The following is a 24,739-nucleotide window of genomic DNA, read 5'->3' on the forward strand; positions in this document are numbered from 1 at the left end:
GAGGAGAACGCATGGTCTGGATAATGCTGGCAACGCTTGCCGTGGTGTTTGTGGTGGGATTTCGGGTCCTGACCTCAGATTCACGTCGCGCAATTAAACGCCTGAGCGAGCGGCTGGGGATCACCCCGGTTCCTGTAGAATCGATGATCGATCAGTTCGGTAAAACGCCCGGCAATGAGTTTATCCGCTACCTTGAACGCCCGGACGAAGCGCATCTGCAAAACGCGGCGCAGGTGCTGCTGATCTGGCAGGTCTGCATTGTCGACGGCAGTGAAGAGAATTTGCTTGCCTGGCACCGTATGCTGCGTAAAGCCCGTCTGGCCGCGCCGATCACGGACGCGCAGGTCCGTCTGACGCTGGGTTTTATGCGTGAAATGGAGCCCGATCCGCAGGAGCTAAACGCCTTCCAGTTACGCTATAACCAGCTTTTCCTGCCGGAAGAGGGCGTGTTTTACCTGCATTAAGCCGTTTTCCCGCATAACACATTCTGTGCGTTAAGAATCTCCTCTCTATTTTCATTGAGGCGAGTGGCGGCATAGATATCTATGTTTAACCTTTTTGCCTCGGCGTCCGTGAGTTCACGGTAGCAAAGTCCTTCCTGATTAAAGGTGCATTTCGACTGAGGCAGTAGCGCAAATCCTTTCCCTCTTGCGATACGGCTTAGCATCACAAGGGTATCATCCGGCTCTTTTATCCGCTTCAGCGGCGTTTTCAGCGTATCAAAGTAGCTTTCGCATTTGTCGTAAAATGACGGGTTGGCACTTCTGGAAAACCAGAAAATGGGAAGATCGCTAATATCCTCCAGCGCGACTTTCTCTTTCAGGCTGGCAGGATGTAAAGAGGGCATTGCGATGAGCAACGGTTCCTGGCAGACCCAGCGGTATTGAACAATGTCTTCATGACCCGTTCCTTTTTCACCGGTCAGCACCAGATCCAGCATATTTTTAGACAAGCTTTGCAGCAGTTGGGCTGACGTCAGGTCCGGCGTTTCGACATCATCTCCCGCGTTCATTTTTTGAAGCTGGGTATTCACGGGTTCAATATATTCAAAATTAAGGGTACGCGTGAGTCCAATACGCAGGCTCGTTTCAGAAGAGAGAGGATCTTCTTTTAGGTTACTGATGTCTTTGAGTATTTTTTCAGCCTGAACAACCAGCGCACGGCCTGCTTCTGTGAGGCTAACGTCATGCGTGTTGCGGCTGAACAACTGACGTTTCAGAACCGCTTCAAGGCATTTTATCTGACGCGTCAATGGCGGTTGAGTCATGCGTAGGCGTTCGGCAGCCTTACGGAAGTTCAGTTCATGTGCGACAGCGAGAAAGCATTGTAATTGTTTGATACTGGGCAGGTTATTGCTGATTAAATGTTCTGCTGTGGCCATACGTGGGTCCTGAATGCGAAAAGGTATTTCGTCTTTTTTCCATTTCGATATTACACGCTAAATGCGGGCAGTAAACCCATTTCAACAGTAATACCAAAAATATATTACAAATTTAACAATTCCAATTGTTTCCTATATTGATAAATTTCTACCCGAATCCTCACTCAATCAATATTCGGAGTAATTATGTCGTCTAAATATGTACTGGTATCACGCTTCCCGTTAAAAAATACTTTTACAGAGAAAGATTTTACCTCCTTAAAAAGCAATGAAAACGTTCGCTAGTTTTCCTGTGAAGAAAACGGTGTTAATGAACTGCTGGAACTGCGCGCTTTCAATGACATTAAAGAAATTGCGTGTGCTGAGAGTGAAATGGAATCCATGTTCCATCGTTTCTCTGCTGTTCTTTCTACCGATATTCGTCGCGAACTGATTAAGTTTGTTGAATCCCCAATCGATAATAAAAAGAGTTTACCCGAATCTAATTATATTCAGTTTCGTCACGTTGAGGTGCCCGCCCATAACTATCAGCAGTATCGTCAGGGGCGCGATGAAACCACGCCGCATTTTTTGACGTTGATGAGACGCTAATAAATATTAAAAGCATGTTTGATTTCTATGACTTCTGGTGCAGGGAAAATAATCAAAACGATCGTCTTCAACGCTATATGTCTCGTTTTCGCGTCGACGTAAAAAACGGTGTGCCAAGGGAGACGCTGAACAGAGAGTATTATCGCCAGTTTAAAGGTGTGTCTTGTCGTTATCTGGAAGAAATGGGCGATGAATGGTTCAGGCGTAAGCCAGAAAACGAATTTTTTATTGAGAGTGCCGTTTCAGCACTTAAAAGCCATCAGAGACAGAACATGTACATCGTATTTATATCGGGCTCTATGCTTCCGATTCTGTCACCCATTGCGAAATATCTTGGGGTAACGGACATACTCTGTGCTCCGTTAATAATAAATGACGCAGGCGAGTTGACGGGGGAAATCGGCCTGCCCGAAACAATTGGAGCGGGTAAAAAAGACGCCCTGATGACGTTTTGCCGGGATAAGGAGATTAATCCAGCGGATTGTTATGCCTAAGGTGACGATCTTTCGGATATTCCAATGCTCGAAGCCATTGGGCATCCCGTCTGTGTGGGAGAGCATTCCGCGCTTATCCGATATGCAGCAGAAAAAAATTGGCACATTATTTAAACCATTATTGAGGTAAGTAGTATGACTTCAGAACTCTCTCCGCAAAATATGACGTTAAGGTCATGGCTTGCGTTATTCATTCTGGCTATTTCAACGTTTACTATTGTCACTACCGAACTGGCGCCGGTCGGATTATTAACGCCAATCGCAGAGGGATTACGGTCTTCGGAATCCGCGGTGGGCATGACCGTGTCGCTTTATGCCTGGGTGGGGGCGTTGAGTGCGCTGTTTGCCTCCGTCTTTTTAGGCAATGTGGCTAAGAAGCGGCTTTTACTCGTGCTCACCGTGGTGCTTCTGATCTCTAACGTCATGGCCGCGACGGTTAACACCTACGGAATGCTGCTTAGTGCCCGCGTGCTGGGCGCGCTTGCACACGGTGCATTCTGGGCGATGATCGGCGCAACGGCGGTTGCCATGGTTCCTGCCAGATATATTGGTGCGGCGACGTCAATCGTATTTGGTGGCGTTTCCGCAGCAAGCGTTTTTGGCGTACCGGTTTCCAACTACATTGGTATCCACTTCGGCTGGCGGCAGGCATTTTGGCTGATGGCCGCGCTGAGCGTAATTGCCTTTGTGGGTATTAGCGTGCTTGTTCCCCAGATCGCCAGCAAAAGCGCGCTTGGCCTGGATGCGCTTAAGGGCGTGCTGAAATCGTCTACCCTGTGGAAAATTTACTCAGCAACCCTGCTGGCTGTTACGGCGCACTTTGCCGCCTTTACGTACATTGAACCCTGGCTTCACACGCAGAGTTTACTGTCCACCGCCTTTATTCCCGCCGTGCTTTTTGTTTACGGCATCGCGGGTCTGGCCGGTAATTTCCTGACCGGCGTGATGATTGATAAGTATCTCAAGCTGACGGTTTCGCTGTCTGTACTGCTGATCTGTGCAGTGCTGCTGTTCCTGGGCCTGTCAGGTTCCTCGCTCTCTGCTGCGCTGATATTCACCAGCATGATTATCTGGGGCGTTGCCGTGTCAGGAATATTTGTCGGCTTCCAGACGTGGGTTTTACGTATGGCTGAAGATAAAGCCTTCCCGGCCTCCGCAATCTACGTTTCGTTTTTCAATACCGCCATTGGTATCGGCGCGTCGGTCGGTGCCTGGATGGTTTCATCATTTTCAATGCCGCTCCTGTATATCGTCGCCGGCACGGCTATCGGCCTGTCCGTTCTGCTTGTCGCGGTTATTCCTGCAACCTTGACCGCAAAACAATCCCGTATGGAGAAATCTTATGAGTCAAATTAATGACCGCACGCGCTATGGCAGAGAGATCATGGACCGTCTTGAAGCAGGGCTCGCGGATAAAGTCACCCGCCGCCTGAGCGAACTGGACCCGGGCCTGCCCGCTCTGATAACCGACTATGCGTTCGGGGATGTGGTGGGACGTCCGGGACTGGAGCTCAAAACGCGCGAAATGCTGACTGTCGCCTCGCTTGTGACGCTGGGTAATGCTATGCCGCAGCTGGAACTGCACATGAGAGGCGCGCTCAACACCGGCGTGACGCCGGAAGAGCTGCTTGAAATTGTGATACAGATGGCGGTGTATGCCGGCGTTCCCGCCTGTATGAACGGTCTTACCGCCTACCGCGCGGCAATCGCTGCGACGGGTCATACGTTGCCGGGACTGAAAGGGAGTGACGCATGAGCGAGGTTGTCATTATTGCAGCCCGCCGCACGGCGACGGGCGCATTTCTGGGCGCGCTTGCGGAGCATTCCGCCGCTGACCTGGGAAGCTGGGTCATTCAGGCGCTCCTGAAAGAATCTGGCGTAGAGGCCAGTGATATCTCTCAGGTCATTATGGGTCAGGTTCTTACGGCGGGGCAATCGCGCTTGGGCATGCGATAGGCGCATCCGGCTGCCGGATTTTGATGACGCTGGTTCATGCCCTGGTCCGTAATGACGGCAAGTATGGCGTCGCCGCGCTGAGCGTTTATCGCTAACGGCACGGCGTATCCGATATAAAAAAACCGGGAAAACCCGGTTTTTTTATTTTCATGATGAGGTATCAGGCGTTCACGCCCTTCATACCCTCGGCAGAATAGCGATCGCCTTTAATCGCTATACGGCGATGCAGGTTGTTCAATGATTCAATATCGCTCTTCTCAAGCTCAATGTTGGCAGCGCGCGCGTTCTCGGCCAGATAGCCGGTGTGCTTAGTGCCCGGGATGGGAACCAGCCGATCGTATTGCGCTAACAGCCAGGCAAGGGCAATCTGACCCGCGGTAGAGCCGTATTTCGCCGCCAGCGGGTGGATGACATCGAGCAGCTGGCGATTATGATCGAGGCTGGACTGCATAAAGCGCTCGTTATTTTTACGGAAATCACCCTCTGCAAATTCGCTATTGTTCAGGTATTTTCCCGTCAGGAAGCCTCTGCCAAGAGGCGAGTAGGGCACCAGACCAATGCCTAACGCTTTCACGACCGGCAGAATGCTTTCCTCGATATCGCGTGTCCACAGAGAATATTCCGTTTGCAGCGCGGTGACCGGATGTACCGCATGGGCCCGTTGCAGCGTTGACGCCGACACTTCGCAAAGGCCTATGTGGTTGATCTTGCCCTCTTTCACAAGGGTGCGCAGACAATCCATACTCTCTTCGACCGGGGTGGTGTTACTCAGTCTGTGTAGATAAAAGAGGTCGATTCGCTCCACGCCAAGCCGCTTGAGGGACTCATTACAGCAGCGGATGATATAGTCAGGCGTATTGTTGATGGTGCGGGCATAAGACTCGTCGGGAGAGCGATCGATGCCGCATTTCGTGGCTATTTTGAACTGCTCGCGAGTGCTTTTATCCAGCCCGGCAAGAAAATGACCGATTAGTCTTTCATTATGACCACGGCCATATAAATTTGCGGTATCAATAAACGTCACGTTCAGATCGATGAGGCTATGCAATACCCGCAGCGAGGCGTTGTCATCAGTCTGGCCATAAAATTCACTCAGACCCATGGCACCGTAGCCGACGGCACTGACGGTAAAATTTTGAGATAAATTACGTGTTTTCATAGTTTCTCCTTTTCAGACGCTATGATTGTTTCACCTCAAATGTGGATACTGAATTTTCATTTTCGTTATGCAGAAAAGGTATCAGTCGACGACGCGCTCTCTTCAGGCTCATTAAAAACGACAAAAGTTGTCAAATCGTTAAATCCGTCACACTTTTGATGATAAACTGCGCGACTTTTCCGCACGTTTTTATCTTCAGGTGACGCCATGACAGAACACATTCAGCCCACGCCCAGACCGCAGACCCAGGAGGTCACTCGCCCCAACTGGTCGGCGGTTTTCTCCGTGGCATTTTGCGTTGCCTGCCTGATTACCGTTGAGTTTCTGCCGGTGAGCCTGCTGACACCGATGGCGCAGGATCTGGGCATTTCCGAAGGCGTGGCGGGGCAGTCCGTCACCGTGACCGCTTTTGTGGCGATGTTCGCTAGCCTGTTTATTACCCAGGTGATCGGCACCATCGACCGCCGTAAAGTGGTCATTCTGTTCAGCGTGCTGCTGACGCTCTCCTGCCTGCTGGTCTCTTTTGCCAATAACTTCACCCTGCTGCTGCTGGGTCGCGCCTGTCTGGGGCTGGGATTAGGCGGCTTCTGGGCGATGTCGGCCTCGCTCACCATGCGTCTGGTTCCCGCGCGCACCGTGCCGAAAGCCCTCTCCGTGATCTTTGGTGCTGTTTCGATTGCGCTGGTCATTGCTGCGCCGTTGGGCAGTTTCCTTGGCGGGATCATCGGCTGGCGTAACGTCTTTAACGCTGCCGCGGTGATGGGGGTGCTATGCATTCTCTGGGTCTGGAAAGCGCTGCCGTTCTTACCGGGGGAGGCGGCACACCATAAACAGAATATGTTCAGCCTGCTGAAGCGCCCGGGCGTGCTGGCGGGGATGACCGCCATCTTTATGGCATTTGCCGGACAGTTTGCCTTCTTCACCTATATCCGCCCGGTATTCATGAACATGGCCGGGTTTGATGTGGATGGCCTGACGCTGGTGCTCCTGAGCTTCGGTATCGCCAGCTTTGTCGGCACCTCGCTGTCGTCCGCGTTCCTGAAGCGTTCCCTGAAAGTGGCGCTGGCGGGTGCGCCGCTGGTGCTGGCAATTAGCGCTGCGGTGCTGGTGCTGTGGGGCAGCGATAAGTGGGTTGCGTCGGCAATTGCGATTATCTGGGGCTTTGCTTTTGCGCTGGTGCCGGTGGGCTGGTCGACGTGGATCACCCGCTCGCTCGCCGATCAGGCGGAAAAAGCCGGGTCGATTCAGGTCGCGGTGATCCAGCTGGCGAACACCTGCGGTGCGGCGATTGGCGGCGTTGCGCTGGACCATCTGGGGCTGACGTCACCGCTGGTGATTTCAGGAACCCTGATGCTGCTGACGGCGCTGCTGGTGGCGAGTAAGGTGAAAGCAAAATAAGTAAATCCCCTCTTCCCACAGGGAAGAGGGGATATCAGGCTACGCCGATGTCTGAACCCGTCTTCTCGAATCCATCGAAATCAGCACCACCGACGACACAATCAGCAGCGTGCCCAGCCAGTCCGGCAGCGTAAACGCCACCCCAAGCAAAATCACCGACAGAAGGGCGCTGCTCAGCGGCTCGGCACAGCTCAGAATGCTCGCCTTCGGCCCGCCAATCATCTGCGCGCCTTTCAGATACAGGCTGAACGTCAGCGCCGTGCCAATCACCACCAGATAGAAAAACGCCAGCAGCAGGCTGCCATCAATCACAAAGGTGGTCCCGCGTCCGGCGTAGAACGGCGTCAGCACGACCCCCGCGATTAACATACTCCAGCCAACAATCGGCAGCGTGCCGTAGCGGGCGATCAGCGTCGACGGGTAGGTTGTATAAAACGCGGCAGCAAAGGCCGAGGCGATACCGAAGAACAGGGCGGCAGGGGAGATGGAGAGCGAGGTCGGATCGCCGTGGGTGACCAGCAGGAAGGTGCCGACAAGTGACGTCAAAATGGCGGATAAAACAAACACGCCGGGACGTTTTTTCCTCGCCAGCGCGAACCACGCGACGATGATCGTTGGCGAGAGAAACTGTAGCACGGTGGCCGTCGCCGCGTTGGATTTTTCAATCGTCAGCAGGAAGGTGAGCTGGACGGTGAGCGCACCAACCAGCGAGAAAAACAGCAGGCTGAGGGCGTCTTTACGATGTCTGATGACCGAGAAAATCTTGTCGCCATGCACGAAGGAGAGGGTCAGCAAGATGACGCCGGTAAACAGCAGGCGAATCATCGTCAGGTAAGGGGACGAGATCTGGCTTTTCTCCATGATGTACTGCGCGCAAACCCCTGAGCTGCCCCATAAAACGGCGGCGATCAGAACGTTGAGCATTCCTTTACGTGTGGAACCCATGTTCTCCCCTGTTATGTTGGTTTTTGTGTAGCATAACATGGGTCTTGCCGGGTGCGGTGTGGCCTGATGCCCTCACCCCGGCCCTCTCCCACGGGGAGAGGGTGCAAACACGAAAAACGGCAACGTGCGTTGCCGTTTTGCTTTTATCTTGCTTAGAACCACGCTTCCCACATCGCGCCGACGTTGAAATCATCCAGCGTCTCATCTTTTGTACCGTTCACACGGGCGGTGCGTTCGTTATCCACTTTGCCGCCGGTCACGTAGAAGCGCAGCATTGGGCGGAACTCTGGCCCCATGGCGATAGACATGTTCTGCGACAGGGTCAGCTTCCAGCCTTTGTTATCACCGCCATTGTCGTAATCCACGTGCTGCCAGCCTGCTTCCAGCCAGGTGGAGTGAACGTCGTTCCACCAGTGCATCGGACGCACGATGGCGTTGTAGTTCTTACGGTTGTCGGTCTTGTCGCGGCTGTTGTCATAGTCGTGGAAGGCGAGGATGTACTCCACCTGCGTGGCCTGGGTGAATTTGTACAGCCCTTCGAAGCTGGCGTAGACCGTGGTCAGATCCTCGGTTTTGTTGAATACGCTGTTGTCCGCGTTATCAGAATAACGGGCAATCACCTTATTCACGCCGCTGTCGTTGGTGTGGCTCAGCACCACCCCGCCCTGCCAGGCCTTCAGACGCTCTTCACTCTCAATGGCTTTGGAGTCAAAACCGTAGTTCGCGTACAGCTCCAGATCCAGCGGGCCGACTTTCATGCCGTGGATTTTAGAGGTCGCAGCGTAGTTACCTTTGTCGCCCGTGCCGGAACCGCCGGTACAGGTAATGCGCGACGGGTTCGCCTCATCTTCCATCACTTCCGGGCTACAGGATTCCACCGCGGCCACCGCGGCAACGTCAAACTGCACGCCGCCGATGTCGAAGTTCTTCACCCCGGCACCCTGGCCGTCGTGGTTCATCCAGAAGTAATCGTTGATACCCTGCTGTGGACGCTGGTGGAAGTCACGGCCGGCCCAGAAGTAGGCGTTCGGGTTGGAGGCCATAATGTTGGTCACACCGGCATAGGCTTTTTTCAGGTTAACCTCGTCGCCCCAGTGGTCGATCATCACGTTGATGTCCCAGATGGCACCGTTGTCGCCCTTGAAGGCTTTGGAGAGCTGGAATTCACCGCCGTTGCCTTCGTTACCCAGACGACCGATTGCGGATGCGCCGTTATAGGAACCGTCTACTGCCACGTATTTCTGATCGGCTGCCTGGAAGTGCGCGCCGTAGCGGGCATAGCCGGTAAATTTAACCCCAAACGGAATCGCGAGGTCCGGTGATTGCGCCGCGCTTTGCGGTTCGGTGACCACGTCCGCTTTTTTCGCGACGGCGGCGTCCATTTTGGCCTGACGTTCGGCCAGCGCTTTGTCTACCGCTTTCGCCACGATGGCGTCGATTTGCTCTTGCGTAAATTCTTGTGCGAGTACAGAAATTGGGCAAAGCGCGGCGACAACCGCCATGGTTAATGGAAGTTTTTTAATATAATTCATGGTTATCTCAATATAGTTTAATTTTATTCAGACAATAACCATCCCGCTCCGATCTGACAGAGTTTGTCGCTATCATCAGAACAAGTGGATTTCTATTTTAGGTACAGAGTGATTACATTAACGTTTTTTCGCCATACATTATCTCTGATATAAATGGATTATTTCTTCGGATAATTCACGTGCCAGCAGGGAATTCATTAAATGATCCTGCGCGTGAACCATTATTAAGGTCATCGGCTGGCGGGCTTCGCCCGCATCCTGTTCGATCAATTTGGTCTGCATTTTGTGCGCCTGGCGCGCGTAGCCATCGGCTTCGCGCAGCAGGCTTTTGGCTTCGTCAAGGTTGCCCTGACGCGCCGCGTGCAGGGCTTCAAAGCACAGGCTACGCGACTGACCGGCGTTGACGATAATTTCCATTACGGCTTCTTCTAATGCGATCATTACACTGACTCTCTGTCAAAACTGTTATTTAATGCGGTGGCGGCAAACCACTCGCCGCTTTTCTTGATGGTGCGCTGCTGGGTAGTTAAATCGAGCTGGATAAATCCGTAGCGATTTTTATACGCGTTACACCACGACCAGTTATCAATAAATGTCCACATATGGTAGCCAAGACACTGGCACCCTTCGCTAATACCTTTATGTAGCCAGGCCAAATGTTCGGAAATAAAATCGATGCGGTATTGATCGTTTATCTGACCATTCTCAATAAAGCGCTGTTCATTTTCGACACCCATACCGTTCTCAGAAATAAAACAGCGTGGGTTACCGTAATTGTCGCGCAGGTTAATCAGAATATCGTAAATACCCGGCTCATAAATTTCCCAGCCACGGTATGGATTCATCTTGCGGCCAGGCATTTCGTAATTATCAAAGAACCACTCCGGCATAAACGGTGCCTGTGGGTTCACCGCACTGTCACGGCATTTCACGCGACGCGGCTGATAATAGTTAATGCCGAGCAGGTCGATTTTTCCTTCCGCAATCAGGAAACTGTCTTCCGGTTTGCAGGCGGGGAGCTGATCGTAAGATTTCAGCAACGCCACCAGGTCCGCCGGGTATTCGCCGCGCAGGACGGGGTCAAGGAAGCTGCGGTTAAACATCAGGTCCGCAATGTGTGCCGCTTTGACGTCAGCCGGGTTTTGCGAGCGCGGATAGGACGGCGTCAGGTTCAGTACGATACCGATCTCCCCGGCGTAGTGCCCGGCACGGTAAGCACGTACCGCCTGCGCATGCGCCAGCACGGTGTGATACGCCACGGTGGCCGCACGACGAAAATCCACCACGTTGGGATAGTGGAAATCGTACAGATAGCCGCCTTCCACCGGCACAATCGGCTCGTTGAAGGTAAACCAGTGCAGCACGCGATCGCCAAACAGATCGAAGCAAATCTGCGCATAACGGGCGTAAGCGTCCACCACGTTGCGGTTTTCCCAGCCGCCAATCTCCTGCATCGCCATCGGCATGTCGAAGTGGAACAGGGTGATAAACGGGGTAATACCCTGTTCAATCAGCTCATCAATGACCTGATGATAAAAATCGACCGCTTCCGGGTTCACTTCACCGATACCGTCGGGGATCAGGCGCGCCCAGCTAATCGAGGTGCGAAAGCTGTTGTGGTTCAGCTGCTTTAACAGCTGAATGTCCGTTTTCCAGTGTTGATAAAACGTGGAGGCGTGCTGCGGTCCCACGCCATTATGAAAACGGTTTGGCTCGCGGGCAAACCAGTAATCCCAGGTGGTTTCACCCTCTCGTGTCCCTTCGGTCTGGAGGGCGGAGCTTGCGCTGCCCCACCAGAAATTATCGGGAAATGCGTATTTCATGACCTTTCCTCTTTGACTTAATGACTTGCTGTTTCAGCGGCACCGACGGTTGCCTGGGCTTTCTGCTCTTCGTTTTTCATCAACGTACGCTCGTAAGCACGCAGGAACGGCAGGTACATCAGCGCTGACATCACCATACACACCAGACACATCACCACCGGGCTCAACGCCCAGTTTGCCGCCCACGATGCGCCAATAGGGGCCGGGGTCGTCCACGGGGTTAACGACACCACCTGTGCCAGCCAGCCCATTTTGGTGGCGCCGTACGCCAGGCAGGCGTTCACCAGCGGAACAAACACGAACGGGATAAACAGCATCGGGTTCATGATGATTGGCGCGCCGAACAGAATCGGTTCGTTGATGTTAAAGAAGCTGGGCACAACGCCCATTTTGCCGATGGTGCGCAGGTGTGTGACGCGGCTGCGCAGCAGCAGGAAGGCCAGCGGAAGCGTGGAGCCGACGCCGCCAATCAGCAGGTAGTGGTCCCAGAAACCCTGCAGGTAAACGTGTGGCAGCGCCGCGCCAGCCGCCAGTGCCGCCTGGTTTGCGGACAGGTTGGCCATCCAGAACGGGTTCATGATGCCGGTGACAATCAGCGAGCCGTGGATACCGGCAAACCAGAAGATCTGGCACAGCAGCACGGAGAGCAGAATGGCAGGCAGGGAGTCAGACGCAGAGACCAGCGGTTCCAGCAGGTGCATAATCGCCTGCGGGATAATCATCCCGGTTTGTGCTTCGATAAACAGGTTCAGCGGGTGCAGGGTACCGATCACCACCATGACCGGGATCAGGATCTCAAACGAACGCGCCACACCGGTCGGCACTTCTTTCGGCAGACGGATGGTCACGTTGTTCTGCTTCAGCCACGCATACACGCGGGTGGAGTAGATGGCGGTGATCAGCGCGGTGAAAATCCCCTGGCCGGAGAGGTACTGGGTCGAGATCTTGCCGTCGGCATACGGAGCTGCCACCAGCAGGAAGGCCATAAAGGCCAGCAGACCGGACATCACCGGATCGAGGTTAAACTGACGCCCCAGGCTTGCACCAATCCCCACAGAAATGAAGAACGTCATCACGCCCATGCTGAGGTTGAACGGCAGCATCAGCTGTTCACGGTAAGTCTGGGAGAAATCCAGCCAGCCGCGGGCAAAGCTGTTTGTCGTATCCGCGGAGAAGGGCGGGAAGATGAACACCAGCATAAACGAGCCGATGATCATAAACGGCAGCGCGGCGGTAAAGCCGTCGCGGATGGCAATCACATACTTTTGCTGGCCGAGCTTCGCGGCCAGCGGGGTAATTGACTGCTCAATAACCGCGACCATTGATTGATATAACGAACTCATGTGAACACCTTTTAGTGTGCCGCTTCGATGAGCGACAGAGCATAGTCCAGTACTTTATCGCCACGTTGCATACCGTAATCCATCATGTCGATGGGTTGGACCGGGATGCCCTTTGTAGCCGCCTTGTCTGAGAGTGTCTGTAACATGTACTTCACCTGGGGTCCGAGAAGGACAACCTGGTACTGCGGAAACTGCGTATCAAATTCGGAAACGCCATACGCGTCTATTTTTACTGGCAACCCACGCTCTTTCGCGACATCGACCATTTTGCTGACCAGCAGGCTGGTGGACATCCCGGCAGAGCAACACAGCATAATCTTGAACATCGACAACCATCCTCTAAATGTAAAAAGTTATTGCGAGGATGATTGGACATTATACGGAAACCGGTTTCCATTTATAAAAGACAGAAGTGTGACAACCATCAAGATCCACTACTTATGACGCTAATTAACCAGATGCATGTCACATAATTTGCGCGTTTTGACATCATTTTGAGTTGAAATGGAAAATCGGTTTCCATGAAAAACGGAAAAGGATATACTCCATTCTGGCTATAATATGAGCCGTAGCGGTGATGGAATTTGCAGGTGCGAAGTAAGCCTGCCAGGGGAAAGAGATGTCGACAATCAATGATGTATCACGTCTTGCCGGGGTGTCTAAAGCCACGGTATCGCGAGTGTTGAGTGGGTCGCGTGGCGTAAAGGAAGCCAGCCGCCAGGCCGTTTTAAAAGCGGTTGATGAACTGAACTACCGGCCCAATGTAATTGCGCAGTCGCTGCTGAGCCAGTCGACGGGGTGTATTGGGGTGATTTGCGCGCAGGAGAATATTAACCAGACCACCGGTTATCTTTACGCGCTGGAAAAGCACCTCAGCCAGCATCAAAAACATCTGCTGTTGCGCTTCGCGCATACCAAAGCGGAAGTGATGCACGCCCTGGAAGAACTTTCCTGTGGGTTATGTGATGACATCCTGGTGATTGGCGCGCGTTTCCCGCTGGACGTCGAGATGGACAATGTCATTCTCGTTGACTGTATGGAGTCCGATAATTCCAACAGCATCCAGTTCGATCACGCCTTTGCCGCCGAAACCGCCTGTAACTATCTGACCAGCCAGGGGCGACGCCAGATAGCCCTGATCCATCCGCAAGGCAGCGGTTTCGCCGACCAGGTGTTGCTGGGCTATAAACACGCGCTGGAGAAAAATTTCCTGCCCTTTAATCGCAACCTCGTCTTTATGGATGCCACCTCCTCATCCGTTGCGCTGCAGGAGTTGCTTAACAATGCGAGCACGCTGAATTTTAACGCGCTGCTGGTGGCGGACGAACAGGAAGCTCAGCGGGTGATCCCGCAGCTGCAGGCATTTAATAAATCCGTGCCGGACGACATTATGGTCTTTAGCCTTGCCGGATCGCTGCATCTGCCGGGTATCCCGGTGATCCCGGCCATTGAATACTCGATGGATGCTATGGCGGCACGTATTGTGGGCTGGCTGACGGAGAAAACGCAGATGCTGGGGTCCTATGTTCTGCGCGGGGATTTGATTATTCCGGATGTACGAAAGCGCTAAAAAAAAGCGTGAAGCCCGGCTTCACGCTTAATAATCTTCCATACAATCTACCTGACTGACCGCGTCCCAGTAAGCATCCAGATTGTCGCGCTTCACGGCCGTGATGGCGTTTTTGATCAACAGTTGATTGGCCTCAGACGACAAAATCATCGCCTGCCAGGCTTTATCGCTCTGCTTTTTCTGGGGCGTGCAGGCCTTCTTCACATCTTTAAGGATCTGCTGCTTTATCTGGGCCTCTTTCACGGGATCGTCTTTTTCCTGGGCATGGACAAACGCGGCGAAGAGCAGACAAACGAGCAGGCAAACCAGGTGTGCAGCTTTCATCAAAATCCCCTTTAGACGTCACAGGCTTCCCATGAAATATATCGTTACATTCAGTGTAGCGACGCCAGCCGAAAGTATGAATTTTTGTCTTCCTGCGTATGAGAATCCTGCACCTGCACCTGCACCTGCACCTGCACCTGGACCGGCGGTTATTGAATCCCTCCGCCCAGCGACTGCCACAGCGTAATACGGTTTTCAAAGTCGGTCTGCTGCAGGGCAATCAATGATGCCCGTGCCGACCACAAGGCGCGCTGCGCGGTGAGAACGGTCAGGTAATCACCCGCACCCACCTGATAGCTGCGCGTTGCCACATCCAGCGTTTTTTGCTCTGCCGCCACGTATTCACGTTGCGCATCAAGCTCTTCACTCAGGGTTTCGCGGCGCGCCAGCGCATCGGCTACATCTTTGAATGCGCTCTGGATGGTTTTCTCATAGGTGGCAATCAGCCCTTTTTTCTCCGCTTCGGCATAGCGCAGTTGCGCCATGTTATTGCCGCCACTGAACAGCGGCAGGGAGATGGACGGCGCGAACGACCAGACCTTCATGCCGTGGCTGAACAATGACGAGAGCGAATCGCTGCCGACCCCGGCGCTGGCGGTAAGCGAAATCGTCGGGAAGAAGTTGGCGCGCGCAGCACCGATGTTGGCATTGGCGCTCAACAGGTTATGTTCAGCCTCCTGAATATCCGGGCGACGCAGCAGCGTGGCGGAGCTAACGCCCGCCGGGATCAGGGTGATGGCGTTATCGCTCAGGCTCTCCAGCGTACCGGGTAGCAGGTTTTCCGGTACCGTCTCGCCCGCCAGCAAATTCAGGGCGTTTTTGTCCTGCATCACCAGCGTCTGATAGCTGGCGACGCTGGCGCGGGCCTGCTGATAAACCGCCATTGCTTCGCTGACATCCGTTGCGGCGGCGACCCCAACGTCCTGCTGACGCTGCACAATCTTGAGCGAGTTCGCTGCGCTCTCCTGAGTGGATTTTGCCAGCGCCAGATTGCTGTTATCTGCCGCCAGAGTAATCCAGGCGGTGGTCAGCTCGCTGACCATTGTCAGGCGCGTGTTCTGCGCCGTGAACTCGCTGGCAAGCCAGGTTTCACGCGCGGCGCGCGAGAGGCTCTGGTTACGACCAAACAGATCCAGCTCGAAGCTGGAGACGGCGCCGTTAGCCTCATCGCTGGTGCTCACGCCGCTGGCCAGCGTGCGGCTGCGGGTATGGCTCAGGCTGGCATCCACCGACGGGAACAGAGACGAGCGCGTCTCACCATACTGGGCGCGGGCGGCGTCGATATCAGCAATCGCTTTTTGCACATCGCGGTTGCTGGTGAGTGCCATTGTTACCACCCTGTTCAGGCGGTGATCGTTCATCACCTGCTGCCACTGGCTGACCACGGCGGTGGCTTCGCCGTGGGCGCCCGGCAACGTGGCCGGGACGGGCGCGTCAGGACGCTGATAGGTAGGGTCTAACGAAACACAGCCTGCGCTCAGCAGCGCTAACACTAAAACAGATACACGAAACATTATGCCCTCCGGTTTGCGTGCTTACCGGAGAAGAGACGTTTCACCAGTACGAAGAATAATGGAACAAAGAAGATGGCCAGCAGCGTTGCCGCAAGCGTCCCGCCGATGATGCCGGTCCCAATCGCCACGCGGCTGTTGGCGCCTGCACCGGTGGCGACGGCCAGCGGTGTTACCCCGGCGATAAACGCCAGCGACGTCATGATGATCGGACGCAGTCGCGTCTGAGCCGCACGCAGCGCGGCACGCGTCAGGGAGTAACCTTCCGCGACTTTCGCCTCCGCAAACTCAACGATCAAAATGGCGTTTTTCGACGACAGGCCGATGGTGGTCAGCAGTGCCACCTGGAAATAGACGTCGTTGCTCAGCCCGCGCAGCGAGGCGGCCAGCGCCGCACCCAGCACCCCAAGCGGGATCACCAGAATGACTGAAATCGGCACCGACCAGCTCTCATACAGCGCGGCCAGGCACAGGAATACCACCAGGATGGAGAGGGCATACAAGCTCATCGCCTGACCACTCGCCAGTTTCTCCTGTAACGACAACCCGCTCCACGCCCAGGTTGTGCCGGCCGGCAGGTTGTTCGCCAGCTGTTCCATCCGGGTCATCGCCGTACCGGAGCTGGCACCACTGGCGTTCTCGCCCTGAATTTCATAGGCCGCCGAGCCGTTGTAGCGCACCAGACTCTCCGGGCCATATTCCCAGCGCGTGGTGGCGAAAGCGGAGAACGGCGTCATGGTGCTGTCGCTGCCGCGTACGTACCATTTGTTGAGATCGGAAGGCACGGCGCGGTAATCGCTGTCTCCCTGGATGTAGACCTTTTTCACGCGGCCCCGATCGATAAAGTCATTCACGTAGGTTCCGCCCCAGGCGCTGGAGAGGGTATCGGTGACGTCGCTCAGGGAAAGCCCCAGCGATACGGCTTTGTTGTTGTCGATATCCACCTGCAGCTGCGGCATCTGCGGCAAATCATTGGCGCGAACGGCATGCAGGGAGGTGTCCTGATTCGCCTGGCCGATCAGCTGATTACGCATCTTCAGCAACGTGTCGCGATCGGTGCTGCCGCTGGCCATGAGCTCGAAGGTAAAACCGTTGCTCTGGCCGAGGCCGTCTACGGCCGGGGGCGTCATGGCAAAAACGGTGGCATCGCGAAGGGAGCCGAGTTCCTGAGTGGCGCGCAGGGCAATCGCCTGAGCGGTGTTCTCGTCGCCTTTACGCTCGGACCAGTTTTTCAGGGAGACAAACGCCATCCCGGCATTCTGGCCGCTGCCGCTAAAGCTAAAGCCCTCGACCGTAAAAATCACATCGGTGTTGGCTTTCTCTTTAGTGAGGAACCACTCGCGAACCTGACGACTGATCTCCGCGGTACGTACCGCTGTCGCACCGGCAGGCAGGGTGTACTGCACCATGATTTCACCCTGGTCCTCCGTGGGCAGGAAGCTGCCGGGCAGCTTCAGCATTGCCACGGCCATCGCGCCACAGAGCAGGGCGTAGACCACCAGCATGCCCGCGGAGCGGCGCAGCGCGCGCAGGACTTTATTCTGGTAGCCATGCTCGGTCTTACTGTAGAAGCGGTTAAATGCGCCGAAGAACCCTTTTTTGTGAGGAGGCGTATGGCGCAGTACCGAGCCGCAGAGCGCGGGTGTCAGGGTCAGCGCCACCACCACCGAGAGGATCATCGCTGAGATAATGGTGACCGAAAACTGGCGGTAGATGACGCCGGTTGAGCCGCCGAAGAAGGCCATCGGCAGAAACACGGCGGAAAGCACCAGCGCAATGGCGACCAGCGCACCGGAAATTTCGCCCATCGATTTTTCGGTGGCTTCGCGGGCGGGCAGACCTTCATCGCGCATAATGCGCTCGACGTTTTCCACTACCACGATGGCGTCATCGACCAGCAGACCTATCGCCAGCACCATCGCAAACAGCGTCAGGGTATTAATGGAATAACCGAACAGCGCCAGCACGCCAAAGGTGCCCAACAGAACTACCGGCACCGCCAGCGCGGGGATGAGCGTGGCGCGAATGTTCTGCAGAAACAGATACATCACCACCACCACGAGGATAATGGCCTCAAACAGCGTCTGAATCACATCTTCCACCGAGATCTTAATGAACTCGGTGCTGTCTTTCGGATAGGCCACATCATAGCCTTCCGGCATTGCCCGTTTGAATTCGGCAATTTTATCTTTCACCGCGGTGGCGGTATTGAGCGCATTTGCGCCCGGCGAGAGCATCACCGCCATACCGGCTGCCGGGTGACCATTCAGCCTGGCGGTAGCCGTGTAATCCTCGCTGCCCATCTCCACGCGCGCCACGTCGCCAATACGCACCACTGCGCCGCTGGACTGGCTCTTAACGATGATATTTTTAAACTGATCGACCGTCTGCAGGCGCGACTGGGCACGCACGGTGGCGGTCAACTGCTGGGTACCGGACGCGGGTAACGCGCCGATTTTACCGGCGGAAACCTGCACGTTCTGCGCTTCAATAGCGCTCTGAACGTCGGATGGCATCAGCGAGTACGACGCCAGCTTTGCCGGGTCAAGCCAGATGCGCATGGCGTATTCCGCACCAAACACCTGCAGGCTGCCGACGCCCTCTACGCGTGCCAGCGGATCCTGCATATTACTCACCAGCCAGTCGGCGATATCCGAACTGCTGGCATGGTCGGTTTTATCGTACACGCCCATGATCAGCAGGAAGTTACTCTGCGATTTTTGCACCGTAATGCCGGCCTGCTGTACCTCGGTCGGCAAGCGCGACTCGGCCTGCTGAACCTTGTTCTGCACCTGAACCTGCGCGGTATCCGGGTCGGTTCCCTGTTCGAACGTGACGGTGATGCTTACCGAGCCGTCCGAACTGCTGGTGGAGGTAAAATAGAGCAGGTTATCCAGCCCGGTCAGCTGTTGCTCAATGACCTGGGTGACGCTGTTTTCCAGAGTCTGTGCCGACGCGCCAGTATAGGTGGCAGAGATTTTTATCGACGGCGGAGCGACGTCGGGATACTGCGCGACGGGCAGGGTACGGATCGCCAGCACCCCGGCGAGCATAATCAGAATAGCAATCACCCAGGCAAAAACCGGGCGACGCACGAAGAAGCGGGAAAACATCAGGCGTTTCCTCCCGCGGTTTTCATCTCTTCGGCGTTAACTTGCTGACCGGCGGTCACTTTATCGGTGCCTTCCACAATCAGCTTATCGCCAGCCTTCAGTCCACTCAGCACCAGCCATTTGTCGCCGTAGGTGTCACCCGTTTCCAGCTGACGTTGTTCCACCTTATTGCCGGCCCCCACCACCAGCGCGGTGGCGTTGCCTTTGGCATCACGGGTAATTCCCTGCTGCGGGGCGAGGATGGCCTCGCTCATTACCCCTTCATCCACTCTGGCGCGAACAAACATCCCGGGCAGAAGCTGATGCTGCGGGTTGGGGAAGACGGCGCGCAGTGTGACCGACCCGGTGGATTCGTCCACTGCCACTTCAGTCAGGGCCAGACGGCCTTTTTCCTGATAGGTGCTGCCATCTTCAAGGATCAACGATACGCTCAATGTCTCGCTGTTGCTGGCAAGCGTTTGTTTGCGTAATCGCAGAAGATCGGCGCTGGAGCGGGTTAAATCGACGTACATATTGTCCAGACCGCGAATGGTGGCGAGCGCGGTCTCTTGCTGGGCAGTGACCAGTGCGCCGGGGGTGACCGAAGAGATGCCAATACGTCCGGCAATCGGGGCGGTCACCGTGGTCCAGTTGAGGTTAATGCGCGCGCTTTCCTGGGCTGCTTTTTTCGACTCCACGCTGGCCTTGTCCTGCGCGCAGGTGGACTTTGCATCTTCGGCATCCTGACGCGATACGCCGTCGTCTTTCACCAGTTGTGTATAGCGTTGAGCTTTCTGGCAATCGGCCTGCACCAGCGCCTGCGCCTGTTTCAGGGCCGCGGCGGCTTCATCGTAGGCGGCGCGGTAGCTGGAGGGGTCAATTTGATACAGCGCCTGTCCGGCTTGCACGGTATCGCCTTCGGTAAAGAGCCGTTTCTGAATAATGCCGCCCACCTGAGGACGCACTTCCGCGCTCATGGCGGCCGTGGTGCGTCCGGTCAGTTCACTGACCACGGAAACGGGTTGGCTCAGGAGCGTAACAATCCCCACTTGCGGGAGGGGATGTTGAGGAGCAGATGTTTGTGCATTATCGCACCCCGTCAGGAGGAATAATGCTGCGATGGAGGTTGTTATGGCTTTCATAATTTTTTCCAGGGTGAACGATGCCTGCCCTGTTAATGGCTTAACAAGGAAGGGGGCTATTTAAAGGCACAGCGATACCGCATCTCCGGCAGAGCCGGAAATGTTAATAAGGGAATAACGTCTTCCCGCTAATTATTCACATGCGATTACTTCGCAGAGAAAAGCATATTTAAAATATTTTGATAAAGAGGCTCTAATTGTTCAGAGGGTACGTTTAAGGGGGTGAGTCGGCGGTAAATAGACCCCTCAATCATTACCGCAGTAATCTCCACGCAGCAGCGAATATGATCATCACTCAGGTGGGGAAACTGTTTTTTCAGGTGTGCGCAGGCATTAGCAAACATCCGCTTTTCCGCTTCGACCAGCATGGCCGCCACCTGGGGATTACGCGTGGCTTCAGCCGACATCTCAAGCATCAGCGCATCGTCATCTTCATTCAGGGTCTGTCGCCAGGCGAGCGCCTGAGGCATCCCCTCGACCAGCGTTTTACCCTGAATCTCTTCGATGCGTGAGTCGATGATACGGCGAATCATCTCTTCAATAATCGCATCTTTGTTACTGAAATAACGGTAGATTTGCCCGACGCTGAGCTTTGCCTCACTGGCGATCTGCGACATGCTGGCCGCATGAAAACCGCTGGCGCGAAAGCACTGACGTGCGGCAGCGATAATGTCATCCTGACGCTGCTTTTGGCGTTCTTCCAGTTTTGTGCTCATCGTCGGTTACCCTATAAAAGTGAGAATGATCGTTCTCATTATACGTTTCAGGTGCGTATTGGAAAGACTTTTTTTAAGTACTTATTGAATGAATATTTCAATGTTTAAAGAATGGAGAAAAAAAGGAGTTTTGATGAAGGAAAGGCTGTGCAATATTAAGATTGCACAGAAAATAAGGAGAAAAATATGCATCTGAGCACAACGGATAACGTCACACACGATGAAAAAGAAGAATTATTAACAGGGCTTCGTGCCTACAACGGACAATTTTTAGATCTCTCAAACTTTAGCGGCGACATTGGCGTTTATGTGCGAGACGATAAGGGCGTGATGCTGGGTGGGTTAATTGGCGTGCGCAAAGGCGACTGGCTGAACATCGATTTTCTGTGGGTCAGCGACACCGTGCGGGGATCGGGCGTCGGCAGCCAGCTTATCAAAACGGCAGAAGACGAAGCCCGACGCAAAGGCTGCACCCATGCGCTGGTGGATACGGTCAGCTTCCAGGCACGTCCATTCTATGAAAAGCAGGGCTATCAGCTGCAGATGTCGTTGCCGGATTACCCGTACCCGGGTATGCAAAGGCATTATCTGACCAAATCCCTTTAACCGCCGATGCCGTTGCCCATCACGGCCAGCGCATGACGCACAATGATCTCTGGCGAGAGGGCGTGTAGCCTCTCGTCGTTGCGCATTCTTGAGAACGGCACCAGCACCAGGCTTAGCAGCGTGGTGAACAGCAGTTCTGGCGCGAGTGCCCGGTTCAGTTGCCCTTCCTGCTGCCAGCGTTTAAGGGTGGCGAGCGTTGCCTGGTATTTGTCGTCACCGAACCGCGCGTGCAGATGCGTGCGCAGTACAGGCATCTCCCCGATGACCTCCTGCATCCACAGCGGGGCAAACCAGCGGTGCTGCTCCGCCAGCTCGGCCAGTACCTTCACCATTTGCGTTAATGCGTTGACCGGCGAGTCGGGGTTTTCGGCGAAAATTGCGCCGATCCGATTACGTAAGGGCAGGAAGCGCTCCTCAATCATCGCGTCGAGCAATTGTTCTCGTGAATTGAAGTAGTAATGCAGCATCGCTGGCGTTACGCCCGCTTCTTTGGCGATGGCGTTCAGCGAGGTTTGAGCGATCCCCTGGCGAGAAAAGAGGCTCAACGCAATATCCAGCAGCTGTTCGCGGCTGGCGGTTGCCCGCTTTCCGCCGCGTGGTCGACCGGGGCGGCGCGGTTCAGAATTGTCCTTATGTGCTGGCATAGTCGCAGGATCTCTTGATCTTATTCATCACTTACTTAAATATTAATTATCCAGTTAATTAATTTCAAGCGATCTCTTATGGAGTCCGACGTAATGACTCAACCTGCGCAAAACGCGCCGTCGATAAAGCTGCTGTTCAGCGCGCTGCTGCTGGTGATGCTGCTTTCGGCGCTGGACCAGACGATTGTTTCCACGGCGTTGCCCACCATCGTTGGGGAACTGGGTGGCCTGGATAAGCTCTCCTGGGTGGTGACGGCCTATATCCTCAGCTCGACCATTGTGGTGCCGCTGTACGGAAAATTCGGCGATCTGTTTGGGCGTAAAATCGTCCTTCAAATCGCTATTGTGCTGTTTCTGGCGGGGTCGGTGCTCTGCGGTCTGGCGCAAAACATGACCCAACTGGTGCTGATGCGCGGCCTGCAGGGGCTGGGCGGTGGCGGTCTGATGGTCATCAGTATGGCCGCCGTGGCGGACGTTATTCCGCCTGCGGAGCGTGGCCGCTATCAGGGGCTGTTTGGCGGCGTGTTTGGTCTGGCGACGGTGATCGGGCCGCTTATCGGCGGGTTTATCGTGCAGCATGCCTCCTGGCGCTGGATTTTTTATATCAATCTGCCGCTCGGTCTCTTTGCCCTGATGGTGATAGGCGCGGTGTTCCACGGCAGCGCACGGCGCAACAAGCACGAAATTGATTATCTGGGGGCGATTTACCTCAGTATGGCGCTGCTGTGTATCATCCTGTTTACCACTGAAGGCGGGACGATACGCCAGTGGAACGACCCGCAGCTGTGGTGCATTCTGGCCTTTGGCCTGACGGGTATCGCCGGGTTTATCTATGAGGAGCGTCTGGCCTGGGAGCCAATCATTCCGCTCTCGCTGTTCCGCGATCGCAGCTTTCTGCTCTGCAGCCTGATTGGCTTTATTATCGGGATGTCGCTCTTTGGCTCGGTCACCTTCCTGCCGCTCTATCTGCAGGTAGTGAAAGACGCCACGCCGACTCAGGCCGGTCTGCAGCTGATCCCGCTGATGGGCGGACTGCTGCTGACCTCGATCATCAGCGGGCGGGTTATCAGCCGTACCGGAAAATACCGTCTGTTCCCGATCGCCGGTACGCTGCTTGGCGTGGTGGGCATGGTGCTGCTGACGCGCATCTCGATCCACTCGCCGACCTGGCAGCTGTACATTTTTACCGGCGTGCTGGGGATGGGTCTGGGGCTGGTCATGCAGGTACTGGTGCTGGCCGTGCAGAACAGCGTCTCTGCCGATCAATACGGGGTAGCGACTTCCGGGGTCACGCTGTTTCGTTCCATTGGCGGGGCCATCGGCGTCGCGCTCTTTGGCGCGGTCTTCACCCACGTTTTGCAATCGGGTCTGATGGACCGTTTACCGCAAGGGGCGGAGTTACCGCATGAGCTCAATCCTGCGGCCATTCACCGGCTGCCAGAGGCACTGCGGCTCGATTACCTGGACGCGTTTGGCTCAGCCATTCACGCGGTGTTCCTGCTGGCGGCAAGCATTATGGTGCTGGCGTTTGTACTGTCGTGGTTTTTACGTGAAACGCCGTTACGCCGTGCGGGCATGCTCAGGTCGGATCAATAGCGCCCCCGCACATATAACTTATCCGTCTTATTGATGCTTTTTCGTTTTTTAGCCAGCCGTACCGTTGTCGATATAGTCACTGAAACGTTTATCAAAAGGATATGTCTCGTGAAACTTCGATTGGGTGCTCTGGTTCTCGCGGGCCTGCTGCTGGCAGGTTGCGATCAAGGCGGCAGCGATGCCAAACACATCAAAGTCGGCGTGATTAACGGCGCTGAGCAGGATGTCGCGGAAGTCGCTAAAAAAGTGGCGAAAGAGAAATACGGTCTGGATGTGGAACTGGTGGGGTTCAGCGGCTCGCTGTTGCCCAATGATGCCACCAGTCAGGGCGATCTTGATGCCAATGTCTTCCAGCATCGCCCGTTCCTGGCAGAAGATAACAAGGCGCATCACTACAAGCTGGTTGCTGTGGCGAACACCTTTGTTTTCCCGATGGCCGGCTACTCCCGCAAGATCAAATCCGTGTCTGAGCTGAAGGACGGCGCGACCATCGCCATTCCAAACGATCCGACCAACCTTGGCCGCGCACTGCTGCTGTTGCAAAAAGAGAAGCTGATTACCCTGAAGCCGGACGTTGGCCTGCTGCCGACGGCGCTGGATATCACCGCCAATCCGAAGCATTTGAACATTATGGAGCTGGAAGGGGCGCAACTGCCGCGCGTGCTGGATGATCCGAAAGTGGATGTTGCCATTATCAGCACCACCTATCTCCAGCAAACCGGGCTGTCGCCGGTGCATGACAGCGTGTTTATTGAAGATAAAAACTCGCCGTATGTGAACATCGTGGTGACGCGGGAAGACAACAAAGACGCGGAAAACGTGAAGGAATTTATCCAGTCGTATCAGTCGCCGGAAGTGGCGAAGGCCGCAGAGACCCTCTTTAACGGTGGCGCGGTGCCGGGCTGGTAGTCAGGAC

At 55.0% G+C, this 24,739-nt stretch carries 24 protein-coding genes and 2 pseudogenes; 12 read left to right on the forward strand and 14 right to left on the reverse strand.

What is annotated here, in order from left to right:
- Window positions 1–11: 11 nt before the first annotated feature.
- Window positions 12–464 carry a DUF1198 domain-containing protein gene (locus tag L462_RS04385; RefSeq protein WP_014167992.1) on the forward strand — a complete coding sequence of 151 codons (453 nt, stop codon included), beginning with the start codon at window positions 12–14 and terminating at the stop codon, window positions 462–464.
- Here the strand turns inward: L462_RS04385 and L462_RS04380 are convergent.
- Window positions 461–1,381 (reverse strand): LysR family transcriptional regulator, encoded by a 921-nt coding sequence (locus L462_RS04380; protein WP_014167993.1) that lies wholly within the window; start codon window positions 1,379–1,381, stop codon window positions 461–463. The genes L462_RS04385 and L462_RS04380 overlap by 4 nt on opposite strands.
- 372 nt (window positions 1,382–1,753) lie before the next feature.
- Between L462_RS04380 and L462_RS04375 the strand changes: the two genes are divergently transcribed.
- The 6 genes and pseudogenes from L462_RS04375 to L462_RS25790 all read left to right on the forward strand — a co-directional run.
- Window positions 1,754–1,972: a hypothetical protein gene (locus L462_RS04375; protein WP_032679296.1), complete on the forward strand. Its 219-nt coding sequence runs from the start codon at window positions 1,754–1,756 to the stop codon at window positions 1,970–1,972.
- A 14-nt stretch (window positions 1,973–1,986) separates the two neighbouring features.
- On the forward strand, window positions 1,987–2,466 hold the full coding sequence (locus L462_RS04370; protein WP_072031462.1) for an HAD family hydrolase: 480 nt from the start codon (window positions 1,987–1,989) through the stop codon (window positions 2,464–2,466).
- A 135-nt stretch (window positions 2,467–2,601) separates the two neighbouring features.
- Window positions 2,602–3,822, forward strand: coding sequence for an MFS transporter (locus L462_RS04365; RefSeq protein WP_025206519.1), 1,221 nt, complete (start codon window positions 2,602–2,604; stop codon window positions 3,820–3,822).
- The gene (locus L462_RS04360; protein ID WP_025206518.1) at window positions 3,809–4,222 is read left to right on the forward strand and encodes a carboxymuconolactone decarboxylase family protein; all 414 of its coding nucleotides are present in this window, start codon (window positions 3,809–3,811) and stop codon (window positions 4,220–4,222) included. The genes L462_RS04365 and L462_RS04360 overlap by 14 nt, the downstream gene beginning before the upstream one ends.
- Window positions 4,219–4,398, forward strand: a pseudogene (locus L462_RS04355) (acetyl-CoA acetyltransferase); the annotation flags it as partial. The gene L462_RS04360 and the pseudogene L462_RS04355, both read left to right, overlap by 4 nt.
- Window positions 4,392–4,517 (forward strand): annotated as a pseudogene (locus tag L462_RS25790) (acetyl-CoA C-acetyltransferase); the annotation flags it as partial. The pseudogenes L462_RS04355 and L462_RS25790, both read left to right, overlap by 7 nt.
- Window positions 4,518–4,582: 65 nt before the next feature.
- Here the strand turns inward: L462_RS25790 and L462_RS04350 are convergent.
- Window positions 4,583–5,581, reverse strand: a complete 999-nt coding sequence (locus L462_RS04350) for an aldo/keto reductase (RefSeq protein WP_032679298.1) — start codon at window positions 5,579–5,581, stop codon at window positions 4,583–4,585.
- 207 nt (window positions 5,582–5,788) lie between these two features.
- On the opposite strand from L462_RS04350, the gene nepI reads away from it, so the two are divergent.
- Window positions 5,789–6,979 carry a purine ribonucleoside efflux pump NepI gene (gene nepI, locus L462_RS04345; RefSeq protein ID WP_032679299.1) on the forward strand — a complete coding sequence of 397 codons (1,191 nt, stop codon included), beginning with the start codon at window positions 5,789–5,791 and terminating at the stop codon, window positions 6,977–6,979.
- A 39-nt stretch (window positions 6,980–7,018) separates the two neighbouring features.
- On the opposite strand, the gene L462_RS04340 is transcribed toward nepI, so the two are convergent.
- From L462_RS04340 to L462_RS04315, 6 genes are all read right to left on the reverse strand, one after another.
- The gene (locus L462_RS04340; RefSeq protein ID WP_032679300.1) at window positions 7,019–7,924 is read right to left on the reverse strand and encodes a DMT family transporter; all 906 of its coding nucleotides are present in this window, start codon (window positions 7,922–7,924) and stop codon (window positions 7,019–7,021) included.
- A gap of 152 nt (window positions 7,925–8,076) precedes the next feature.
- Entirely contained in the window at window positions 8,077–9,456 is a 1,380-nt protein-coding gene (locus L462_RS04335) for a carbohydrate porin (RefSeq protein WP_014168005.1), read from the reverse strand.
- Between the two features lie 138 nt (window positions 9,457–9,594).
- The gene (locus tag L462_RS04330; protein ID WP_014168006.1) at window positions 9,595–9,897 is read right to left on the reverse strand and encodes a PTS lactose/cellobiose transporter subunit IIA; all 303 of its coding nucleotides are present in this window, start codon (window positions 9,895–9,897) and stop codon (window positions 9,595–9,597) included.
- Window positions 9,897–11,279: a glycoside hydrolase family 1 protein gene (locus L462_RS04325; RefSeq protein ID WP_032679301.1), complete on the reverse strand. Its 1,383-nt coding sequence runs from the start codon at window positions 11,277–11,279 to the stop codon at window positions 9,897–9,899. Before L462_RS04325 ends, L462_RS04330 begins: the two co-directional genes overlap by 1 nt.
- Before the next feature lie 17 nt (window positions 11,280–11,296).
- Window positions 11,297–12,622, reverse strand: a complete 1,326-nt coding sequence (locus tag L462_RS04320) for a PTS cellobiose transporter subunit IIC (protein WP_014168008.1) — start codon at window positions 12,620–12,622, stop codon at window positions 11,297–11,299.
- A gap of 11 nt (window positions 12,623–12,633) precedes the next feature.
- Window positions 12,634–12,948: a PTS sugar transporter subunit IIB gene (locus L462_RS04315; RefSeq protein WP_014830072.1), complete on the reverse strand. Its 315-nt coding sequence runs from the start codon at window positions 12,946–12,948 to the stop codon at window positions 12,634–12,636.
- A 293-nt stretch (window positions 12,949–13,241) separates the two neighbouring features.
- Here L462_RS04315 and L462_RS04310 point away from each other — a divergent pair, with 293 nt between their 5' ends.
- Window positions 13,242–14,192 carry a LacI family DNA-binding transcriptional regulator gene (locus L462_RS04310; RefSeq protein WP_014168010.1) on the forward strand — a complete coding sequence of 317 codons (951 nt, stop codon included), beginning with the start codon at window positions 13,242–13,244 and terminating at the stop codon, window positions 14,190–14,192.
- 27 nt (window positions 14,193–14,219) lie between these two features.
- Here L462_RS04310 and L462_RS04305 read toward each other — a convergent pair whose 3' ends face one another.
- The 5 genes from L462_RS04305 to L462_RS04285 form a co-directional block, all read right to left on the reverse strand.
- Window positions 14,220–14,516 (reverse strand): YicS family protein, encoded by a 297-nt coding sequence (locus L462_RS04305; RefSeq protein ID WP_020882719.1) that lies wholly within the window; start codon window positions 14,514–14,516, stop codon window positions 14,220–14,222.
- A 149-nt stretch (window positions 14,517–14,665) separates the two neighbouring features.
- The gene (locus L462_RS04300; RefSeq protein WP_032679302.1) at window positions 14,666–16,030 is read right to left on the reverse strand and encodes an efflux transporter outer membrane subunit; all 1,365 of its coding nucleotides are present in this window, start codon (window positions 16,028–16,030) and stop codon (window positions 14,666–14,668) included.
- Window positions 16,030–19,140 carry an efflux RND transporter permease subunit gene (locus L462_RS04295; protein ID WP_032679303.1) on the reverse strand — a complete coding sequence of 1,037 codons (3,111 nt, stop codon included), beginning with the start codon at window positions 19,138–19,140 and terminating at the stop codon, window positions 16,030–16,032. The genes L462_RS04300 and L462_RS04295 overlap by 1 nt, the downstream gene beginning before the upstream one ends.
- Window positions 19,140–20,261 (reverse strand): efflux RND transporter periplasmic adaptor subunit, encoded by a 1,122-nt coding sequence (locus L462_RS04290; RefSeq protein ID WP_032679304.1) that lies wholly within the window; start codon window positions 20,259–20,261, stop codon window positions 19,140–19,142. Before L462_RS04290 ends, L462_RS04295 begins: the two co-directional genes overlap by 1 nt.
- A gap of 146 nt (window positions 20,262–20,407) precedes the next feature.
- Window positions 20,408–20,977, reverse strand: a complete 570-nt coding sequence (locus L462_RS04285; protein WP_014168015.1) for a TetR/AcrR family transcriptional regulator — start codon at window positions 20,975–20,977, stop codon at window positions 20,408–20,410.
- A gap of 186 nt (window positions 20,978–21,163) precedes the next feature.
- Between L462_RS04285 and L462_RS04280 the strand changes: the two genes are divergently transcribed.
- Entirely contained in the window at window positions 21,164–21,583 is a 420-nt protein-coding gene (locus L462_RS04280; RefSeq protein ID WP_014168016.1) for a GNAT family N-acetyltransferase, read from the forward strand.
- On the opposite strand, the gene L462_RS04275 is transcribed toward L462_RS04280, so the two are convergent.
- A complete protein-coding gene (locus L462_RS04275; protein ID WP_025206509.1) occupies window positions 21,580–22,227 on the reverse strand; it encodes a TetR/AcrR family transcriptional regulator in 648 nt (215 codons plus the stop codon). The genes L462_RS04280 and L462_RS04275 overlap by 4 nt on opposite strands.
- 78 nt (window positions 22,228–22,305) lie before the next feature.
- On the opposite strand from L462_RS04275, the gene L462_RS04270 reads away from it, so the two are divergent.
- Entirely contained in the window at window positions 22,306–23,823 is a 1,518-nt protein-coding gene (locus tag L462_RS04270) for an MDR family MFS transporter (protein WP_032679305.1), read from the forward strand.
- Between the two features lie 108 nt (window positions 23,824–23,931).
- Entirely contained in the window at window positions 23,932–24,732 is an 801-nt protein-coding gene (gene nlpA, locus L462_RS04265) for a lipoprotein NlpA (RefSeq protein ID WP_020882712.1), read from the forward strand.
- Window positions 24,733–24,739 lie beyond the last annotated feature (7 nt).

This window comes from Enterobacter sp. BIDMC 26 (assembly GCF_000534435.1).
In the GTDB taxonomy this organism is placed as follows: domain Bacteria; phylum Pseudomonadota; class Gammaproteobacteria; order Enterobacterales; family Enterobacteriaceae; genus Enterobacter; species Enterobacter ludwigii.

Bases quoted from the DNA above. Each gene is read 5' to 3' on its own strand.
- L462_RS04285 (WP_014168015.1), bottom strand. From the start codon at position 20,977: ATGAGCACAAAACTGGAAGAACGCCAAAAGCAGCGTCAGGATGACATT.
- nepI (WP_032679299.1), top strand. From the start codon at position 5,789: ATGACAGAACACATTCAGCCCACGCCCAGACCGCAGACCCAGGAGGTC.
- L462_RS04325 (WP_032679301.1), bottom strand. From the start codon at position 11,279: ATGAAATACGCATTTCCCGATAATTTCTGGTGGGGCAGCGCAAGCTCC.
- L462_RS04315 (WP_014830072.1), bottom strand. From the start codon at position 12,948: ATGTTCAAGATTATGCTGTGTTGCTCTGCCGGGATGTCCACCAGCCTG.
- L462_RS04335 (WP_014168005.1), bottom strand. From the start codon at position 9,456: ATGAATTATATTAAAAAACTTCCATTAACCATGGCGGTTGTCGCCGCG.
- L462_RS04320 (WP_014168008.1), bottom strand. From the start codon at position 12,622: ATGAGTTCGTTATATCAATCAATGGTCGCGGTTATTGAGCAGTCAATT.
- L462_RS04330 (WP_014168006.1), bottom strand. From the start codon at position 9,897: ATGATCGCATTAGAAGAAGCCGTAATGGAAATTATCGTCAACGCCGGT.
- L462_RS04385 (WP_014167992.1), top strand. From the start codon at position 12: ATGGTCTGGATAATGCTGGCAACGCTTGCCGTGGTGTTTGTGGTGGGA.
- L462_RS04310 (WP_014168010.1), top strand. From the start codon at position 13,242: ATGTCGACAATCAATGATGTATCACGTCTTGCCGGGGTGTCTAAAGCC.
- L462_RS04360 (WP_025206518.1), top strand. From the start codon at position 3,809: ATGAGTCAAATTAATGACCGCACGCGCTATGGCAGAGAGATCATGGAC.
- L462_RS04270 (WP_032679305.1), top strand. From the start codon at position 22,306: ATGGAGTCCGACGTAATGACTCAACCTGCGCAAAACGCGCCGTCGATA.
- L462_RS04340 (WP_032679300.1), bottom strand. From the start codon at position 7,924: ATGGGTTCCACACGTAAAGGAATGCTCAACGTTCTGATCGCCGCCGTT.
- L462_RS04280 (WP_014168016.1), top strand. From the start codon at position 21,164: ATGCATCTGAGCACAACGGATAACGTCACACACGATGAAAAAGAAGAA.
- L462_RS04305 (WP_020882719.1), bottom strand. From the start codon at position 14,516: ATGAAAGCTGCACACCTGGTTTGCCTGCTCGTTTGTCTGCTCTTCGCC.
- L462_RS04370 (WP_072031462.1), top strand. From the start codon at position 1,987: ATGTTTGATTTCTATGACTTCTGGTGCAGGGAAAATAATCAAAACGAT.
- L462_RS04295 (WP_032679303.1), bottom strand. From the start codon at position 19,140: ATGTTTTCCCGCTTCTTCGTGCGTCGCCCGGTTTTTGCCTGGGTGATT.
- L462_RS04275 (WP_025206509.1), bottom strand. From the start codon at position 22,227: ATGCCAGCACATAAGGACAATTCTGAACCGCGCCGCCCCGGTCGACCA.
- L462_RS04380 (WP_014167993.1), bottom strand. From the start codon at position 1,381: ATGGCCACAGCAGAACATTTAATCAGCAATAACCTGCCCAGTATCAAA.
- L462_RS04350 (WP_032679298.1), bottom strand. From the start codon at position 5,581: ATGAAAACACGTAATTTATCTCAAAATTTTACCGTCAGTGCCGTCGGC.
- L462_RS04365 (WP_025206519.1), top strand. From the start codon at position 2,602: ATGACTTCAGAACTCTCTCCGCAAAATATGACGTTAAGGTCATGGCTT.
- L462_RS04375 (WP_032679296.1), top strand. From the start codon at position 1,754: ATGGAATCCATGTTCCATCGTTTCTCTGCTGTTCTTTCTACCGATATT.
- L462_RS04290 (WP_032679304.1), bottom strand. From the start codon at position 20,261: ATGAAAGCCATAACAACCTCCATCGCAGCATTATTCCTCCTGACGGGG.
- L462_RS04300 (WP_032679302.1), bottom strand. From the start codon at position 16,030: ATGTTTCGTGTATCTGTTTTAGTGTTAGCGCTGCTGAGCGCAGGCTGT.